At 68.3% G+C, this 13,579-nt stretch carries 16 protein-coding genes; 1 reads left to right on the top strand and 15 read right to left on the bottom strand.

Annotated elements, in window-relative coordinates; genetic code table 11:
* Positions 1–51 precede the first annotated feature (51 nt).
* Genes ACIA8R_RS22150 through ACIA8R_RS22140 form a run of 3 tightly spaced genes read right to left on the bottom strand, consistent with a single transcriptional unit; the run spans position 52 to position 3,224 of the window.
* Positions 52–1,221 (bottom strand): sensor histidine kinase, encoded by a 1,170-nt coding sequence (locus ACIA8R_RS22150; protein ID WP_397040086.1) that lies wholly within the window; start codon positions 1,219–1,221, stop codon positions 52–54.
* Positions 1,222–2,331 (bottom strand): ABC transporter permease, encoded by a 1,110-nt coding sequence (locus tag ACIA8R_RS22145; RefSeq protein WP_397040084.1) that lies wholly within the window; start codon positions 2,329–2,331, stop codon positions 1,222–1,224.
* Positions 2,328–3,224, bottom strand: coding sequence for an ABC transporter ATP-binding protein (locus ACIA8R_RS22140; RefSeq protein ID WP_397040082.1), 897 nt, complete (start codon positions 3,222–3,224; stop codon positions 2,328–2,330). Before ACIA8R_RS22140 ends, ACIA8R_RS22145 begins: the two co-directional genes overlap by 4 nt.
* A gap of 127 nt (positions 3,225–3,351) precedes the next feature.
* Here ACIA8R_RS22140 and ACIA8R_RS22135 point away from each other — a divergent pair, with 127 nt between their 5' ends.
* Complete coding sequence (locus tag ACIA8R_RS22135; protein WP_357695112.1) at positions 3,352–3,942, top strand: cob(I)yrinic acid a,c-diamide adenosyltransferase; 591 nt, start codon at positions 3,352–3,354, stop codon at positions 3,940–3,942.
* Here ACIA8R_RS22135 and ACIA8R_RS22130 read toward each other — a convergent pair.
* The 12 genes from ACIA8R_RS22130 to ACIA8R_RS22075 all read right to left on the bottom strand — a co-directional run bounded on the left by ACIA8R_RS22130 (position 3,939) and on the right by ACIA8R_RS22075 (position 13,547).
* The gene (locus ACIA8R_RS22130; protein ID WP_357695110.1) at positions 3,939–4,319 is read right to left on the bottom strand and encodes a DUF2550 domain-containing protein; all 381 of its coding nucleotides are present in this window, start codon (positions 4,317–4,319) and stop codon (positions 3,939–3,941) included. The two genes, ACIA8R_RS22135 and ACIA8R_RS22130, sit on opposite strands and share 4 nt — an antisense overlap.
* A 29-nt stretch (positions 4,320–4,348) precedes the next feature.
* The gene (locus tag ACIA8R_RS22125; protein WP_080042501.1) at positions 4,349–4,750 is read right to left on the bottom strand and encodes a F0F1 ATP synthase subunit epsilon; all 402 of its coding nucleotides are present in this window, start codon (positions 4,748–4,750) and stop codon (positions 4,349–4,351) included.
* 68 nt (positions 4,751–4,818) lie between these two features.
* Positions 4,819–6,267 carry a F0F1 ATP synthase subunit beta gene (atpD, locus tag ACIA8R_RS22120; protein ID WP_357695107.1) on the bottom strand — a complete coding sequence of 483 codons (1,449 nt, stop codon included), beginning with the start codon at positions 6,265–6,267 and terminating at the stop codon, positions 4,819–4,821.
* Between the two features lies 1 nt (position 6,268).
* Entirely contained in the window at positions 6,269–7,171 is a 903-nt protein-coding gene (locus tag ACIA8R_RS22115) for a F0F1 ATP synthase subunit gamma (protein WP_357695105.1), read from the bottom strand.
* Between the two features lie 3 nt (positions 7,172–7,174).
* Entirely contained in the window at positions 7,175–8,824 is a 1,650-nt protein-coding gene (atpA, locus tag ACIA8R_RS22110; protein WP_364089026.1) for a F0F1 ATP synthase subunit alpha, read from the bottom strand.
* 40 nt (positions 8,825–8,864) lie between these two features.
* The gene (locus tag ACIA8R_RS22105; RefSeq protein WP_397040078.1) at positions 8,865–9,674 is read right to left on the bottom strand and encodes a F0F1 ATP synthase subunit delta; all 810 of its coding nucleotides are present in this window, start codon (positions 9,672–9,674) and stop codon (positions 8,865–8,867) included.
* Positions 9,674–10,225 (bottom strand): F0F1 ATP synthase subunit B, encoded by a 552-nt coding sequence (locus tag ACIA8R_RS22100; protein WP_357695099.1) that lies wholly within the window; start codon positions 10,223–10,225, stop codon positions 9,674–9,676. The genes ACIA8R_RS22105 and ACIA8R_RS22100 overlap by 1 nt, the downstream gene beginning before the upstream one ends.
* Before the next feature lie 32 nt (positions 10,226–10,257).
* A complete protein-coding gene (gene atpE / locus ACIA8R_RS22095; RefSeq protein WP_138666586.1) occupies positions 10,258–10,488 on the bottom strand; it encodes an ATP synthase F0 subunit C in 231 nt (76 codons plus the stop codon).
* A 69-nt stretch (positions 10,489–10,557) separates the two neighbouring features.
* Positions 10,558–11,355: a F0F1 ATP synthase subunit A gene (atpB, locus tag ACIA8R_RS22090; RefSeq protein WP_364089032.1), complete on the bottom strand. Its 798-nt coding sequence runs from the start codon at positions 11,353–11,355 to the stop codon at positions 10,558–10,560.
* 67 nt (positions 11,356–11,422) lie between these two features.
* Positions 11,423–11,638, bottom strand: coding sequence for an AtpZ/AtpI family protein (locus tag ACIA8R_RS22085; protein ID WP_357695095.1), 216 nt, complete (start codon positions 11,636–11,638; stop codon positions 11,423–11,425).
* A gap of 65 nt (positions 11,639–11,703) precedes the next feature.
* The gene (locus tag ACIA8R_RS22080; RefSeq protein WP_364089035.1) at positions 11,704–12,126 is read right to left on the bottom strand and encodes a hypothetical protein; all 423 of its coding nucleotides are present in this window, start codon (positions 12,124–12,126) and stop codon (positions 11,704–11,706) included.
* Positions 12,127–12,257: 131 nt separating this feature from the next.
* On the bottom strand, positions 12,258–13,547 hold the full coding sequence (locus ACIA8R_RS22075) for an MraY family glycosyltransferase (protein ID WP_364089038.1): 1,290 nt from the start codon (positions 13,545–13,547) through the stop codon (positions 12,258–12,260).
* Between the last annotated feature and the right edge of the window lie 32 nt (positions 13,548–13,579).

The following is a 13,579-nucleotide window of genomic DNA, read 5'->3' as shown; positions in this document are numbered from 1 at the left end:
GTCACGCACATGGCGTGTGGTCGCCGGGATCGAAACCCCCGCTCTCCTCCTCTACCCAGCTATCGGCAGTGACACGACCGCCGTCAGCAGGAACTGTCCGTCGCCGATGGGAAGGGCCGTCATGCTCCCGCCCACGGCGGCCATCCGCTCACTCATGCCGATCAGCCCGCTGCCCAGGTCCTCGGCCTGCCTGCGGGCCACTCCGTCGTTGCGCACCGCCAGTTCCGCCTCCTGGTCGGTGAAGCGCAGCGTGATGTCGCAGAAGGTCGCGGCGCTGTGCTTCAGGACGTTGGTGACCGCCTCGCGCACCGCGTAGGCGAACACCGGCGCGACCCCCGGGGGCAGCTCGCGGTGCGGCAGACGCACCTCGCAGCGGACGCCCGCCGCTTCGAGCACTCCCCTCACGCTATTCAGCTCAGCGGTCAAGTCAAGTTCGCGGTAGCCGCGCACGGCCTGCCGCAGCTCACGCAGGGCCTTGCGGGTCAGCGTGTTCACCTCCGCCATCTCGTCCTTGGCCGCCCGGACGTCGGCGTCGGCCAGGCGCACGGCCAGCTCGGTCTTGACGGCGATGGCGGAGAGCTGGTGGCCGACCAGGTCGTGCAGGTCCCTGGCGAAGCGCAGCCGCTCCTCGGCCAGGGCCAGCCGGGTGTGCGCCTCGCGGCCGTCGTGGGCCTGCACGGCCAGGGTCCAGATCCAGGCCCACATCCGGTTGGTGCAGGGCAGCGCCGCGGCCCACAGGACGTCGAGGGCGGCGATGATGACCAGCGAGACGAGGAAGGTGTCACCGCTCTCCGCGAGCAGACCCGTCCCGCCCAGCACGGCCAGCGCGCCGAGCCCGATGCAGACCGCGCACGTCGCCACACCCAAAGCCAGCGCCCGGCGGCTCGGCAGCCCGATCACCGCCACCGACAGCCAGACCATGGGCACGAACCCCCAGCCCATCGGGTCGGCCCCGCCCAGCACCGCCGCCAGGAACGCCAGAGCGCCGGTCCACACGATCTCTCTCGTGGGATACCGGCGCTCCAGGACCGAGGCCACGACCCGGCCGAAGAGCCAGGTGAAGGCGAGCGCGGCGACCGTCGCGGGCACGAGCCGCGGCCAGCCGACCGACCCGGCGCCGAGGCCGAACACCGCCGAGGCGACCAGGAAGATCCACATGATCGCGAGCGTCGAGTTCAGCATCCGGCGGGTCGAGCGGCGTGCCCGCGTGATCGCGTCCATCTAGCCCGCGCGCAGCACGTCGCCGAGCTTGAGCCGGGCGCCCGTCCGCAGTACCGCCCGCTCGTAGACCTTGGCGCCGAACGACAGCACCGCCAGCACGGCCACCGCCATCGCCGCCATGGACGCCGCCACCTGCCACATCGGCACGTCGGCCGCCGCCATGCGGACCGGCATGATCATCGACGAGAACGGCGGGATGTAGGACATGACCGTGGCCAGCGTGCCCGTGGGATCGTTGGTGGCGTAGAAGGCCACGAAGTACGTGACCATGATGAGCATCGTCAGCGGCGACATCACGCTGCTCACCTCCTCCTGGCGGGAGACCAGCGAGGCGAACGCCGCCGCGAGCGTGGCGAAGAACGCGTACCCGAGCACGAACCAGACCAGCACGGCGGCCACCAGCCCCGGGATGCCCGGCGGGAAGTCGGCCGCGAAGCCCGACGCCGAGGTGGCGATCAGGCCGACGGCGAGGATCGTGAGCAGGTTGATCAACCCGAGCACGCCCAGCCCGACGATCTTCCCGGCGAGCAGCTGCCACGGGCGCACCGCCGCCAGCAGGATCTCCACGATCCTGCTGCCCTTCTCCTCCACCACGCCCATGGCCACCATCATGACCTGGCCCATGAGCAGCATGAACAGGACGAGCACCAGCACCACGGCGATCCCGGTCTTGGCGGCCTGGTAGCGGGTGTCCACGCCCACGGAGACCATCTGCAGCGGCGGGATCGTCACCCCGGCCGCGCCGAGGCGCATCTCCCGGTTGGTGCTCTGCATGAGCACGCCGAGCTTGGAGTCGACCTCGCCGTCGGTGAGCACCTTGTCGCCGTTGACCAGCACCGCGTCCACGTCGCCGGCCAGCACGGCCTTCTTGGCCGCGGCCTCGTCGGGGAAGGCGCGCCACTCGAACTCGGCCTCCGGCGCGGCGGCCTTCAGCGGGAGCTGCTGGGAGTTGACCGTGCCCAGCGTGTACGAGTCGTTCCCGCCCATGATCTTGGGCGCGAAGGACACCGCCGCCACCAGGATGACGGTCACCAGCAGGCCGACGAGGAACGTCTTCGTGCGCACCTGCGTCACGATCTCGCGGCGGGCGATCAGCATCAGTCCGTTCACGCCACGGCCTCCTTGAAGATCTCGGTGAGGGTCGGCTGCTCGACGCCGAAGTGCTCGACGCGGCCCGCCTTCATGGCGCGGCGCAGGATCTCCTGGTCGTCACCTTCGGTCGTCCGCAGGGTGTGCAGGTCGCCGTGGACGGCCACCGTGCCCGGCAGGCCGTCGGCCCAGCCCGGCGCGGGGTCGCGGACGTCCACGCGCAACGTCTCGCCCTCGGCGGCGCGCAGCTCGGCCACCGTGCCCGTGGCGACCATCCGGCCGCCGGAGACGATGCCCACCGAGTCGCACAGCCGCTCCACCAGGTCGAGCTGGTGGCTGGAGAAGATCACCGGCACGCCGCTCCTGCACCGCTCCTGGAGGGCCCCGGCCAGGGCGTCCACGGCGAGAGGGTCGAGCCCGGAGAACGGCTCGTCCAGGATCAGCACCTCGGGGTCGTGCACCAGCGCCACGGCCAGCTGCACGCGCTGCTGGTTGCCCAGCGACAGCGCCTGCACCGCGTCGCCCCTGCGCTCGGTCAGCCCCAGCCGCTCGATGAGGTCGTCGGCGGCCTTCTTCGCCGCCGCCGGGGCGAGCCCGTGCAGCCGGCCGAAGTACTCGATCTGCTCGGCGACCCGCATCTTCTGGTACAGCCCGCGTTCCTCGGGCATGTAGCCGAAGCGCGTCCGGTCGTCGTGGCCCAGCTGCCGGTCCCGCCAGCGCACCGATCCGGAATCGGCCTGGAGCACGCCCATGATGATGCGCATCGTCGTCGTCTTGCCCGCGCCGTTCGCGCCCACGAAGCCGTACATCTCGCCCGGACGTACCGTGAAGCTGATCCCGTCCAGCGCGACCTTGCCACCGGGGCTGTCGGGACCGCCGGCGAAGCGCTTGCGCAGCTCGCTGATCTCGAGCATCAGACCCTCTCTCTCGTCATGGGTAAATAGTGGCTTTGATGGCGTTCGTCCTGGTAGTCGTGGAAATCATGGAGGTGACATGGAAAGCGCGTCCCGCTCGGATGACATTTGTCATTACGCTGGGTCCATGACGCGTGCCGACAAGGACAAGCCCGTCGTCCTCTCCCGCATCTACACCCGTACGGGCGACGACGGCACCACCAACCTGAGCGACATGAGCCGCGCCGCCAAGACCGACACCCGGCTGGCCGCGTACGCCGACGTCGAGGAGGCCAACGCCTGCCTGGGCCTGGCCCTGTCCCATGGCACCCTGTCCGCCGACCTCGTGGCGGTCCTCGTGCGCATCCAGAACGAGCTGTTCGACGTGGGGGCCGACCTGGCCACGCCCGTGGTGGACGATCCGGAGTTCCCGCCGCTGCGGGTGGAGCAGTCCTACATCGACCGGCTGGAGGAGCAGTGCGACCGGCTCAACGCCGAGCTCAAGCCGCTGCGCAGCTTCATCCTGCCCGGCGGCGACCCGGCCACGGCCGCGCTGCACCTGGCCCGGGTGACCGTACGCAGGGCCGAGCGCACCACGTGGGCGGCGCTCCAGGCCCACGACGACGTCAACCCGCTGACCGCCAAATACCTCAACAGGCTGTCCGACCTGCTCTTCATCGCCTGCCGGGTCGCCCACGGCGGCAACGAGATCCTCTGGAAGCCCGGCGGCACCCGCTAGGCGACGTCGAGGTACGCGCTGGGCGGCGCCGACTCCAGCCAGGCCAGGAACCCGGTGAGCGCGTCGGCGCTCATCGCCAGCGACAGGCCGCGCGTGGTGCCGCCGCAGTCGACGGCGTAGAGGCCGCCGTCGATCTCACGCCGGGCGGAAACGACGAGGCCGCGCCTCGCGATCGCGTGGCGCGGCCTCAGACGGACGCTCATGAGCGGAATCCAGTGGAGCTCACCGTCGGCGTAGCGGGCTACCCCGCTCTGCCAGCCCCGGCTCTCTACTTTCAGCCGACAGGGGACGCTGCCGCGCGAGCGGGCCAGCGTCATCCCTCGCAGGACCACGAGGGCGACCAGCAGCAACAACAAAACCGAAACCGTCGCCACCATGGCCGCCCCCCTGAATCCCGTTGTATGTATTAAACCTCTTCGCCCGCCGCGCGCAGCCGGGCCCTGGCCCGCTTCGCCTCGATCGCCGCGTCGGCGTCCTCCTGGTTGGCCTCGATCGAAGCCTGAGCCCGGTCGAGAGCGTCTCGGGCGGCCGCGACATCGACCTCGGAACCGAGCTCGGCGACCTCGGCGAGCACTGACACCTCATCGTCGGCCACGGAGATGAACCCCCCGTGAACGGCCGCGACGAGCTCGGGCTCGCCTTCCCGCTTGACGCGCAGCACGCCGCCCTCGACGAGGACGCCGAGCACAGGTGCGTGTTGCGGCATAATACCGATCTCGCCGTCCACGGTCTTGGCAATCACCATGTCGGCCTCGCCCGACCAGATCTCACGCTCGGGTGAGACAACCCCTACGCGTAGCTTCGCCACTTCTGTAGGTTCCTTTCCGATCAGGTAGCGGCACGGGTTCTCACGCCCGTGCCACTACCGTAGGGCGATCAGCGACGCTCGAGTTCCTTGGCCTTGGCCACGGCCTGGTCGATGCCGCCGACCATGAAGAACGCCTGCTCGGGCAGGTGGTCGTACTCGCCGGCGCACAGGCCCTTGAAGGAGGCGATCGTCTCGTCCAGCGGGACGTTCTCGCCCGGCTGGCCGGTGAACGCCTCGGCGGCGTACATCGGGTGCGACAGGAACCGCTCGATACGACGGGCCCGCTGCACGGTGACCTTGTCCTCTTCGGACAGCTCGTCGATACCGAGGATCGCGATGATGTCCTGGAGCTCGCGGTACTTCTGCAGGATCCGCTTGGTCTCCTGGGCCACCCGGTAGTGCTCCTCGCCCACGACCTGCGGGTCGAGGATCCGGGAGGTGGAGTCGAGCGGGTCCACCGCGGGGTAGATGCCCTTCTCCGAGATCGGCCGGGACAGAACGGTCTGCGCGTCGAGGTGCGCGAACGCGTTGTGCGGGGCCGGGTCGGTGATGTCGTCGGCGGGCACGTAGATCGCCTGCATCGAGGTGATCGAGTGACCGCGCGTCGAGGTGATGCGCTCCTGGAGCACACCCATCTCGTCGGCCAGCGTCGGCTGGTAACCCACCGCGGACGGCATGCGGCCGAGGAGGGTGGAGACCTCCGAGCCCGCCTGCGTGAAGCGGAAGATGTTGTCGATGAACAGCAGCACGTCCTGCTTCTGCACGTCGCGGAAGTACTCCGCCATCGTCAGCGCGGACAGGGCCACCCGCAGACGGGTGCCCGGCGGCTCGTCCATCTGGCCGAAGACGAGCGCGGTGTCCTTGAGGACGTCCGCCTCCTCCATCTCCAGCCAGAGGTCGTTGCCCTCACGGGTGCGCTCGCCGACGCCGGCGAACACCGAGGTGCCACCGAAGTTGCGGGCGACACGGCGGATCATCTCCTGGATGAGAACCGTCTTGCCCACACCGGCGCCACCGAACAGGCCGATCTTGCCACCCTGCACGTACGGGGTGAGCAGGTCGATGACCTTGATACCCGTGACCAGCATCTCGGTACGGGACTCGAGCTGGTCGAAGGGCGGGGACGGCCGGTGGATGCCCCACTTCTCGGTGATCTGGAGCGACGCGGTCGGCACGTCGAGCGACTCGCCGAGCGTGTTCCACACGTGACCCTTGACGACGTCGCCGACGGGCACCGAGATCGGGTGGCCGGAGTCGGTGACGGCCGTACCGCGGACCAGGCCGTCGGTGGGCTGCATGGAGATGGCGCGGACCAGGTTGTCACCCAGGTGCTGGGCGACCTCCATGGTCAGGGTCTTGGTCTCGCCGCCGAGGGTCACCTCGACGTTGAGCGCGTTGTAGATGTCGGGCATCGCCTCGACGGGGAACTCCACGTCGACGACGGGCCCCTTGACGCTGGCCACACGACCGGCACCGGCCGACGTGGGCTCAACAGTCTCAACAGCCTCTGCAGTCATTTCACTCTTTCCCCGCTGCGGCGTCAGCCAGCGCGTTGGCGCCACCGACGATCTCGCTGATTTCCTGGGTGATCTCGGCCTGGCGAGCCTGGTTCATCTGCATGGTGAACACGCGGATCAGCTCGTTGGCGTTGTCCGTGGCGGACTTCATGGCGCGGCGGCGCGCAGCCTCCTCCGAAGCAGCCGACTGCAGCAGCGCCGTGAAGATGCGGGACTCCACATAGCGCGGCAGCAGCGTTTCGAGGACGTCGCCCGCGGTGGGCTCGAACTCGAAGTACGGCGGGATCGTCTCGCTCGCCGTCGCCTCGGTCTCCTCGACCTCCAGCGGCAGCACGCGCTTGACCACGACGTTCTGGGTCAGCATCGAGACGAACTCGGTCGAGACGATGTGGATCTCGTCGATCCCCGCCTCTTCCTTGAAGGAGTCGATCAGGATCTGCGCGATCTCCTTGGCGTCGGCGTAGGCCGGCTTCCTGGAGAAGCCCACCCACTGGCCGCCCATCGTACGGTTGCGGAAGGTGTGCCAGGTGACACCCTTCCGGCCGGTGACGAACGGCACCACCGTCAGGCCGCGGCTCTCCAGCAGCCCGCGCAGGGCCTCGGCCTCGCGCAGGACGTTGGCGTTGAAGCCGCCACAGAACCCGCTGTCGCTGGTGACGATGAGGACGCCCGCCTTGGCGGGGTTCTCCTTCGCCACGGTCAACGGATGGTCGACGCTGGCCGCGTTGCTGACGACGCCGGTGACGGCGCGAGTGATCTCACGCTCGTACGGCAGCGCCGCCTGCATCCGCATCTGTGCCTTCACGATCCGCGAGGAGGCGATGAGCTCCTGGGCACGCGTGATCTTGGCGGTCGACTTGACCGACTTGATCCGCCGCCGCAGCAGCCTTAGCTGGGCACCCATGAGCTACTTCTCCGTCGCCGGACGGACGACCTTCTTGATCTTCTCCTGGCCGACCTCGCCGGCTTCGAGCGGCGCCACCGGCTCGTCCTTGACCAGGAGCTCGCCCGAGGAGGTGGTGAAGCCCTTCTTGAACTCCGTGACGGCGTCCTTGAGGCTGGTCACCGCGTCGTCCGACAGCTCGTTGGTCTCGCGGATGCTGTCGAAGATGCCCTTGTGGCTGCTCTGCAGGTAGTCGAGGAACTCCTGCTCGAAGCGGCGGATGTCCTCGACCGGAACCTCGTCGAGCTCACCCGTCGTGCCCGCCCAAACCGACACGACCTGCCGCTCCACGGGGAACGGCGAGTACTGCGGCTGGATGAGCAGCTCGGTCAGGCGCTGACCGCGCTCCAGCTGGGCGCGGGAGGCCGCGTCCAGGTCGGAGGCGAAGGCCGCGAAGGCCTCCAGGTCGCGGTACTGCGACAGCGACAGACGCAGCGTGCCGGCCACCTTGCGCATCGCCTTGATCTGCGCCGAGCCACCGACTCGGGAGACCGAGATACCGACGTTGATGGCGGGACGGATACCGGCGTTGAAGTAGTCGGTCTCCAGGAAGCACTGGCCGTCGGTGATGGAGATGACGTTGGTCGGGATGAACGCCGACACGTCGTTGCCCTTGGTCTCGATGATCGGAAGACCGGTCATCGAGCCGCCGCCCATGTCGGCGGAGAGCTTGGCGCAGCGCTCCAGCAGACGGGAGTGGAGGTAGAAGACGTCACCGGGGAACGCCTCGCGGCCCGGCGGGCGGCGAAGCAGCAGCGAGACGGCGCGGTAGGCGTCGGCCTGCTTGGTGAGGTCGTCGAAGATGATGAGGACGTGCTTGCCCTGGTACATCCAGTGCTGGCCGATGGCCGAACCGGTGTAGGGGGAGATGTACTTGTAACCGGCCGGGTCGGAGGCCGGGGCGGCGACGATCGTGGTGTACTCCAGGGCGCCGGCCTCTTCGAGACGGGAACGCACCTGGGCGATCGTCGAGCCCTTCTGGCCGACCGCGACGTAGACGCAGCGCACCTGCTTCTCGGGGTCGCCCGAGAGCCAGTTGTCGCGCTGGTTGATGATGGTGTCCACGGCGACGGCCGTCTTGCCCGTGCCACGGTCACCGATGATCAGCTGGCGCTGGCCGCGGCCGATCGGCGTCATGGCGTCGATCGCCTTGATGCCGGTCTGCAGCGGCTGCTTCACCGGCTGCCGCTGAACGACCGAGGGGGCCTGCAGTTCGAGGGCGCGCAGGCCCTCGGACTCGATCGCGCCCTTGCCGTCGAGGGGGTTGCCGAGCGGGTCGACCACACGGCCGAGGAAGTTGTCGCCGACGGGCACGGACAGGACCTCGCCCGTCCGGCGGACCGTCTGGCCCTCCTCGATGTTGCTGAAGTCGCCCAGGACCACGACGCCGATCTCTCGGGGGTCGAGGTTCAGGGCCAGGCCGCGCGTGCCGTCCTCGAACTCGAGCAGCTCGTTCGCCATCGCCGAGGGAAGGCCGGAGACATGGGCAATGCCGTCGCCGGCGTCGACGACGGTCCCGATCTCCTCGCGCGCGGCGCCTTCCGGTTCGTACGCCTGGACGAAGCGCTCAAGCGCGTCCCGGATCTCGTCCGGCCGGATCGTAAGCTCCGCCATCTCTACTCTGTCTCCCTATTCATTCGGCGCTCACTGCGCCTCAGCCGGCCAACCGGCGGCGGACTTCTTCAATTCGTCCCACGATCGTGGTGTCGATCATCTCGTCGCCGATGCGAACCGAGAACCCACCGAGCACTCGCTTGTCCACCTCGACGTTCAGGTGCACGTCACGACCGTAGGAGGTGCGCAGCCAGTCGGCCAGTCGCTGCTTCTGCGCGTCGGACAGCTCGACCGCGCTGCGCACGACCGCCACCAGGCGCTGGCGCTGCTGGGCCACGAGCTGGCCGAACTCCTCCAAGCCCATTTCCAGGCTACGCCCTCGCGGGTGCACCGCCAGCTGCGTGATCAGGCGCAGGCTGGTGGGGGCGACCTTGCCGCCGAGCAGGTCGCTCAGCAACTGCCGCTTGCCCTCGCCGGGCGCGGCCGCGTCCGCGAGCGCGCGGCGGAGGTCGGGGTTGGCGGCGACGATGCGGCCGAAGCGGAAGAGCTCGTCCTCGACGTCGTCGAGCCGGGACTGGCTCTCCGCCTCAGCGGCAGCGGCGACGACGCCGAGCCGTTCGAGCGAGTCGGCCAGGTCTCCGGCGCGCGACCACCGGGCCGAGACCGCGGCCTCGGTCGTGGCGATGGCCGCCTCGGAGACCTTGCCGCCGAGCAGGGCGCGGATGGTGCCCGCCTTCTGCTCGCCGGGCCTGGCCGGGTCGGACAGCGCGCGGCGCAGGCCGTGCTCGCGGTCGAGCAGATCCGCGACGGCGAACAACTCGTCGGAGAGCGCGCCGAGGTCGGCGCTGCCCGCGACCGCGTTGAAGCGCTCCTCGACCTCTGCCAGCGAGGTCCTGCTCAGACCTCGCATTAGCGCACCGCCTGCGCGTTGCTGCTCTCGAGCTCGTCGAGGAACCTGTCCACGATGCGGCTCTGGCGGGCCTCGTCCTCAAGGGACTCGCCGACGATGCGGCCCGCGAGGTCCGTGGACAGACGGCCGATCTCCGTGCGGAGCTGCGCGAACGCGGCGGCACGGTCGGCCTCGATCTGGGCGTGCGCGGCCTCGACGAGACGACGGGCCTCGGCCTGCGCCTCCTCGCGGAGCTCCGCCTTGATCTGCGCGGCCTGCTCGCGAGCCTCTTCACGGAGCCTGCCGGCTTCGCGGCGGGCCTCCTCAAGCTGCTGCGCGTACTGCCGCTGGAGGTTCTGCGCCTCGGCCTGGGCCTCCTCAGCCCTCTTGATGCCACCCTCGATCGCGTCGGTCCGCTCGGCCAGAGTCTTCTGGATGCGCGGAACGAGAATCTTGCCGACGACGAGGAGGACGACGAGGAACGAGAAGATACCGACGACGAGCTCGAACGTGTGCGGAAGGAGCGGGTTCGCCCCTTCTTCCTGCGCGAGGAGCGTAGCTGCCTTAATCATGGGTGCAGCCTTTCGTCAGAATTCTTCTGGTCCTAGATGCCCTGGAAGATGAAGGGCGCGACCAGACCGATCAGGGCGAGGGCCTCGGTGAGGACGAAGCCGAGGAGCATGTTCTGGCGGATCAGGCCGTAAGCCTCGGGCTGACGCGCGATGGCCTGCACGCCCTGACCGAAGATGATGCCGACGCCGATGCCGGGGCCGATGGCGGCGAGACCGTAACCGATGGCGGTGACGTTGCCGGAGACCTCAGCGAGAACGCTCATTGCTATTTCCTTTACTGGACGGCCGGTGAAGGGAGTCCCACCGGTCATGGATATTCCGGTATGTGGTTCTCAGTGATCTGGGTGCAGCGCGCCGCCGATGTACATCGACGCCAGCATCGCGAACAGGAAAGCCTGCAGGAACTGGATGAACAGCTCGAACCCGGTCAGGATGATCGTCATGATCACACCCACCACGCCGACGGGAGCACCCAAGGGGGTCAACTTCTCGAACAGGAACCAGAAGCCGACCATGCTGAAGAACGCGAGCAGCATGTGACCGGCGAACATGTTCGCGAACAGTCGGACCGCGTGCGTGAACGGTGCGATGATCATGTTCGAGAGGAACTCGATCGGCGCCAGGAGGAAGTAGATCGGCTTGGGCAGACCGGGCGGGAACATCATGTTCTTGAAGTAACCGATGCCGCCCTGGTGCTTGACGCCCAGGTAGACCTTGATCACGTAGATCGAGATCGCGAGCACGGCCGGGAACGCGATGTGCGAGGCGACCGGGAACTGCGCGAGCGGGATCACACCCAGGACGTTCCAGAACAGGACCAGGAAGAAGAGCGTGATCAGCAGGCCCATCCACCGATCGGCGTCCTTGCCGAGGAACGGCCGGGCGATCTGGTCGCGGACGAACATGTAGCCGTACTCGACGACGTTCTGGGTGCCCCGCGGCACGAGCTTCGGCTTGGCGAAGGCGACCCAGCAGACGGCGATCACCACGAGCGCGCTCAGGATCGCCAGCAGGACCGGCTTGGTGAACCAGGTCACCCCAGGGATGATCGGCGTGAACGAATTGAACAGCTCATCGGGCGATGGCGCCCGGAAGTTGTCTTCGGGGGCGAGGACCGTCAGCGCAATCACGCGGCGTTCCCTTCAACGTCGTAGTGGATCACAAGGGTTTCCTCAGCGAGGCGATCGCTGCGTCGGGTTAGCGACCGAACTTCCGGTAGACCGCGTAGCCGCCGAGCACGACCCCAAGGACCACGCCTATGGGGAAGAACGCGGACATGTCGAGCCACCGGTCCAGCAACCACCCGAGACCGCCATAGATCGCCATCCCGGCGAGCAGATAGCTGGGGACTGACCACATGGCATCGGAGAAGTCGCGACCGTCGTGTTCCGGTCGGCGTTCCTGTGCGCTCATCGCGGCCCCGACGATAGCAGGCGAGTGGAGGACTAGTCATATCGGACCCCATCCCTTTACCTGCCTCATGAGTCGCCCTTTCCGGGGACCGAGGCTTCGGGGTCGACGTAGAGCATCTTGGTCTTCATGAACGCGCGGACCTCGAACCCGGTCCAGACGAGCGTGCAGCCGACCACGGACCACGCGAAGGCCTGGGTGTTCCAGGCGGTGGTCTCACGGAAGGCGGTGAGCACCGCCATGATGGCGATGACCTTGACGAGGTAGCTGACCATGGCCGCGATCGCCATCATCTGCGGGGAGATGCGGGCGGCATAGGAGACCGCTACCACGCTGACGCTGAAGAAAACCCCGACGAGCAAGGTGCCGAGGGCCGCGCCAAGCGCTCCCTTGCCGCCCGCCACGAGGAAAGCGACGATGACCGCGACCACCCCGACCGCGAAGGTCGGAACAGCGGCGCTCTTGAGTACGCGCACGTCGTTGGCCTGCATCGGTGCTCCATCAGCATGTTGTCAAGCGAGCGTTTGCTACCTCCAGAACATGTGCGTCTGGAGGTCCCTGCTCGTGAAAGATATCACAAGCTCACGGAAGACCGCTTTTACCTGCCGTTTCTAGTTCCCGATCAAGGACGACTCGGAAATGCAGGAATGACCGGTTTGCCCTCGGCGCTCGCGCGTTCCTGCGAGGACGGGCCGCTCTGCGGCGGCATCTGCCGCCTGACCTCGGTGTCCGGCGGGATCGGCGGCATCGGGCCGGTGGGCGGGCCGTCGTCGTCGGGCTGCTTGTTGCGCGCGGCCGAGTGCGCACCGCCCCTGCCCCGCCAGCGCGGCGCCGCCATCAGGACGAGCACCGCCAGCGCCAGCACGATCACCACGACGAACAGCAGCACCGGCACGCCCTCGCGCGACATCGCCACCATGCCGAAGGCGAACAGGAACGCCCACGCGTACATGATCAGCACCGACCGGCGGTGCGAGTGGCCGATGTCCAGCAGCCGGTGGTGCAGGTGACCCCGGTCGGGGGCGAACGGCGACATGCCGTGGGACGTGCGCCGGACCACGGCGGTGATCAGGTCGATCAGCGGCAGGACCAGCACCGCCGCCGGCAGCATCAGCGGCAGCAGCACCGGGACCTTGTTCATGTCCTCGATGGCTGCCGGGTCGAGCGGCGTGACCGTGACGATCGACGAGGCGAGCACCAACCCGATCAGCATCGCCCCGGTGTCGCCCATGAAGATCTTCGCGGGATGGAAGTTGTGCGGCAGGAAACCCAGGCACGTGCCGATGAGGACGGCCGCGATGGCCGCCGTCGTGGTGATGTTCCCCACGCTCATGCTCTGGGCCAGCAGGATCGAGTACGCCCACGTGGCCATGGCGGCGATGCACACGATGCCGGCCGCGAGCCCGTCGAGACCGTCGACGAAGTTCACGGCGTTGATGGTGACCACCACGATCATGATGGTGATGATCGTGCTCAGCGTGTAGTCGAGGCTGGTGGAGCCGCCCCAGTCCTTGGGCAGCGGGATGTAGAGCAGCCGCAGGTCGAAGTAGACCAGCACGCCCGCCGCCGCGATCTGCCCGCCGAGCTTGATGAAGGCGTCCATGCCCCACCAGTCGTCGAGGAAGCCGGTGAGCGTGATCAGGCCGCCCGCGACGATCAGCGCGGTGACCGCCTTGCCGTTGTACTCCGACAGCGCCTCGCCGGTGTGTTTCAGCTGGGTGGCGACCAGCAGGCCGACCACCAGGCCGCCGTACATGGCCAGGCCGCCGAGCCTCGGCGTCGGCGTGGTGTGCACGTCGCGCTCGCGAACCTCGGGCATGGCGCCGATGCGGATGGCGAAGCGGCGCACCAGCGGGACCAGCAGATACGTCACCGCTGCCGAGATGAGCGCCATGAACAGGTATTCGCGCACGGACCTAGTTTCCCGGATGCTCCGGCCAGCTG

Origin of the sequence: Nonomuraea sp. NPDC051191 (assembly GCF_044455665.1) — a bacterium.
GTDB lineage: Bacteria > Actinomycetota > Actinomycetes > Streptosporangiales > Streptosporangiaceae > Nonomuraea.
Note: the sequence above shows the minus strand (reverse complement) of the source record. Positions and strands in the feature narration are given on the sequence as shown.